General features: G+C 45.0%; 4 protein-coding genes. All 4 read left to right on the forward strand.

The features are described 5' to 3' along the window. Window positions 1–295: V-type ATP synthase subunit D (locus AC37HE_RS10375; protein WP_500782768.1), on the forward strand; the 295-nt coding region annotated here is incomplete at its 5' end. Window positions 296–303: 8 nt separating this feature from the next. Further along, window positions 304–2103, forward strand: a complete 1800-nt coding sequence (locus AC37HE_RS10380) for a V-type ATP synthase subunit I (RefSeq protein WP_500782769.1) — start codon at window positions 304–306, stop codon at window positions 2101–2103. Window positions 2104–2123: 20 nt separating this feature from the next. Then, entirely contained in the window at window positions 2124–2579 is a 456-nt protein-coding gene (locus AC37HE_RS10385; protein ID WP_500782770.1) for an ATP synthase subunit C-like protein, read from the forward strand. A gap of 170 nt (window positions 2580–2749) precedes the next feature. Then, the coding region (locus AC37HE_RS10390) for a hypothetical protein (RefSeq protein WP_500782771.1) at window positions 2750–3848 on the forward strand (1099 nt) is incomplete at its 3' end.

Below are 3848 nucleotides of genomic sequence, written 5' to 3' on the forward strand. Positions count from 1 at the left end.
CAAAATTGTTGAGGTTATTCTGAATACACCTCTTTGGGTTGACGATGCGATTGAATTAGTAGCAGAACAACTTCAACTTGAAGCGGAAATAAAATGCCTTGAAGATCAGATTGAATTGTTGGAAGAAGAGCTGCTTGATGTTCGGGCACGGGTGAAGCTATTTGAAAACCGTCGAATCCCGAATGCAAAAATTGCAATACGAAAGATCGGTCAGAAATTACAGGATGATGAACGATTGACGATTGCCACAGCAAAAGTTGTGGGACAATCTAAATTAGAGGAGGCAATGGCATGATCGCAAAAATGAAAAAATTGTTGCTGTTTGTAGCGAACTCCAACGCAACTGTCGACGATGAATTGAAAGAGTTGGGACGATTGGGACTGATGCATATTGTTCCGTTTCAACCTCCCCGAGATAAATCAATAGAACTGATCAACAGCCAAATTCAGGATGCCGGGAATGCGCTGGCTATTTTGGATCAGTATCCTGACAATAATGCTCCAATAGCTCTGGATTTTGATTCGGCTGAAGAGAGTGAGGAAAGCTTTTATATCCGTCAGGTGCTGGAAACAGAAGAAAAGCGTGTTCAACTTCAGCAACAGCAAACCAACTTGCAGGAAGAGCTGGATTGGTTTGGCAATTGGGGGGAAGTTTCACCTTCATCCTTTAGCGAATTAAAGGAACGTGGTGTTTTTCTGCGACTCTACCAAATTAGTGCTAAGGAGTTGAAGACCTTGAAAAACCGGGAGGATATTCATATTGCCGGTCAGGTAAACGGATCGAATCAGGTTATTTTGGTGGCTGACAAAGCTGATGTAAAGCTTCCTTATACAGAAGTGCGCATTCCGGAGATGGAAAAAAGCGAAATCGAAGCTTCCTTGGTGAAAGTAGATGCCGAACTGGAAAAGACCAGCTTGCTTCTATCTGAACTGACAAGTAAAAAAGAGCTTTTGCGTGAAGCGTATGAGAACTGGGTAGGCCGGTTAGATCTTTTGCATGTTCAGTATGGCGGAGTTACGGTTGAAGGCCAGGTGCATTACTGGAAAGGTTTTATCCCGGAAAAGCAAATGGATACCTTCATCGAAGGTGCCGATAAAAATCATTGGGGATACCTGATTGAGGAAACAACGGAGGAAGATGCCGAAGATGTTCCAACCCTGATACACACATCGCGCTGGGCCGAGCGTATTCGTCCGGTTATGAACTTCATGGGACTGGTACCCGGTTATGATGAGCTGGATGTATCACAGGTGTTCATGATTTTCTTCACCTTCTTTACCGGAATATTGGTTGGCGATGCCGGCTACGGATTGATATTTCTTATTTTAACCCTGCTGGTTCATAAGAAAGCGAAATTTGTCAAAAAAGTTGAATTTCAGCTGATGTACACGCTGTCTGCCTCAATCCTGTTTTGGGGAATCCTTACCGGAACTTATTTTGGGTCGGAGACAGTGGCTCACATCCCGCTTTTAGCGCACTTGCAGGTTGATAAGCTGGCCAGCTTCGGAGGTGACAATCTCTTTATTCAGAAATTTATGTTCTTTGTTGGTGCTGTTCATTTAACGGTTGGTCACCTGCAGGTGGGAATCCGGTATCTCAACAGTCCCAAAGCTCTGGCACAATTAGGCTGGATTGCGATAACCTGGGGGTTATTCTTCCTGGTTAATCAAATGGTATTGCAAGTTGCAGCTCCGGCTTTTGTACTCTGGCTGTTTGTTGGTGGAGCCCTGTTAGTGGCTTTATTCTCCTCACCGGGAACAAGTTTTGTTAAGGGGATTCTTTCGTCATTAGGGAATTTACCGCTAAATATTATCAATGGATTTTCGGATATCATTTCATATGTGAGACTTTATGCCGTAGGACTGTCAACCGTTTTGATGGCTTCCAGCTTTAACCATATGGCCATTGGAAATGGTGTTACAACCGTTTTGGCTGGTTTAGGTGCTGTTATCATCCTAATTTTGGGACACGGGCTGAACATGACGCTGTCAGCAATGGCAGTGCTGGTTCATGGCGTTCGTTTGAATATGCTTGAATATGCAGGCCATGCAAATGTTGAGTTCTCAGGAAGTGAATACAATCCTTTCAAATTAAAAAAATAGACAACTTTAAAAATTCAAAAATGATTCTATCTACAGTAGTTACAGGTTTTGGCGGACATGCCATTGCATTAGGTATAGCTGGTGTTGGTTCCGCTATCGGAACAGGTATTGCAGCTCTGGGAGCCATGGGTTTATGGAAACAATCAATTAAAGAGAATAAGAAACTTCCTTCGTTGGCCTTAGCAATGGTTGGTATGCCATTGAGCCAGGTTATTTACGGGATGATTTTCATGAATTCATTGCAAGGTGCAAACCTTAATCCCGACAGTTATCCTAACCAAATGATTTTTGCCCTTTGTGTCGGATTGGCAATTGCAATCTCGGCAGTTATGCAAGGGAAAGCAGGAGCTGCTGCATGTGCCAACCTGGCTGTTGACGACAAGCAAGGAGCCGGTATGTATATCGCTGCAATGGGGGTTATCGAAACCGTTGCTTTGCTTTCAATGGTATTTGGTATGGGTGCAATCCCAAAATAATCCGCAGTCTGCAACAAGCAAACAGAAGGTCGTTCGAATTTAGAGGCGATCAACAATCTTATAAAACAGCCGCTATGGGTATCTGCCATGGCGGCTTTTCTTTTAACAGCGACTGAAATCTGTAAACTTTCCCGATATTCCCTAAATTTGCCGGCAAGAAATAGTTCAGCATGGTGAGTCCGAAGCTTTTTACATCTTTTCAATCCGATATTAGCGGGATTTCTATTCCCCAACAATTTCCTTTCGTATTTACCTACGAACCGCATGCCTTGTGTCGTGTTGCTGCTACGGAGTTGCAGGACCGGATCCAACGGCATGAAGGATGGAATCAATTGTTTGGACTGGAAGAAGGCACCTTTGATGTTGGAAAGATGTTTGGTGTTTTGGTCGTACAGGCCGACGATGGTTCGCTTGGTTATTTATCCGGCTTTTCAGGGGCTATTGATAGCTGTAATGCTTATCCCGGCTTTGTTCCCCCGGTTTTCGATTTGTTGAATCCCGATGGCTTTTTCAAGTTGGGAGAGCAAAAGCTGAATGAAATGAATGCTGCTATTCGAACGTTGGAGAACAGCGACGATTTGCGGCGCGCCAGGGAGCAAGTCAACCATTGTGGGAAAGCACAGGAAACGGTACAGACCGATTGGAAAGCTCGCCTGAAAGCCGGAAAGAAGGAACGAAAGAGGTTACGACATGAGGCCGAAGAGCAGCTGGATGGTGCAGCCCTGGACGAAAGGCTGGAAGCCTTAAACCGCATAAGCCAGTTCGAGCGAATGGCGTTTAAAAAAGCCATGGCCGAACAAAAGCAGGCACTGGATTTGGCACAAGAGCAACTTGCCCGGCTTTTAAAACCCATCGACGATTTAAAGCAACAACGCAAACAGCAATCGGCCCGTTTGCAATTCGAAATCTTCGACCGCTTTCGTTTACTGAACTACAAGCAGGAAATAAAAACGGTTCCCGAAATCTTTCAGGAGCTGGGAGAGGAAACCCCACCCGCCGGAGCCGGTGATTGTGCAGGCCCCAAGTTGTTGCAGTTTGCTTTTCAACAAAGGCTGAAACCAATTGCTTTGGCTGAATTCTGGTGGGGAGCATCGCCGAAGTCGGAAATTCGAAAACATAAACAGTTCTACCCACCTTGCCGGAGTAAGTGTGCTCCCATCATGCAACATATGCTACAGTACCTCCATATGGAGGCCGATCCCTTAGCCGGTAAACTAAAATCGCCACGCGAGTTGGAGATCTTGTTCGAAGATGAGTGGTTGATGGTCG

Source organism: Mangrovibacterium sp. (assembly GCF_059905295.1).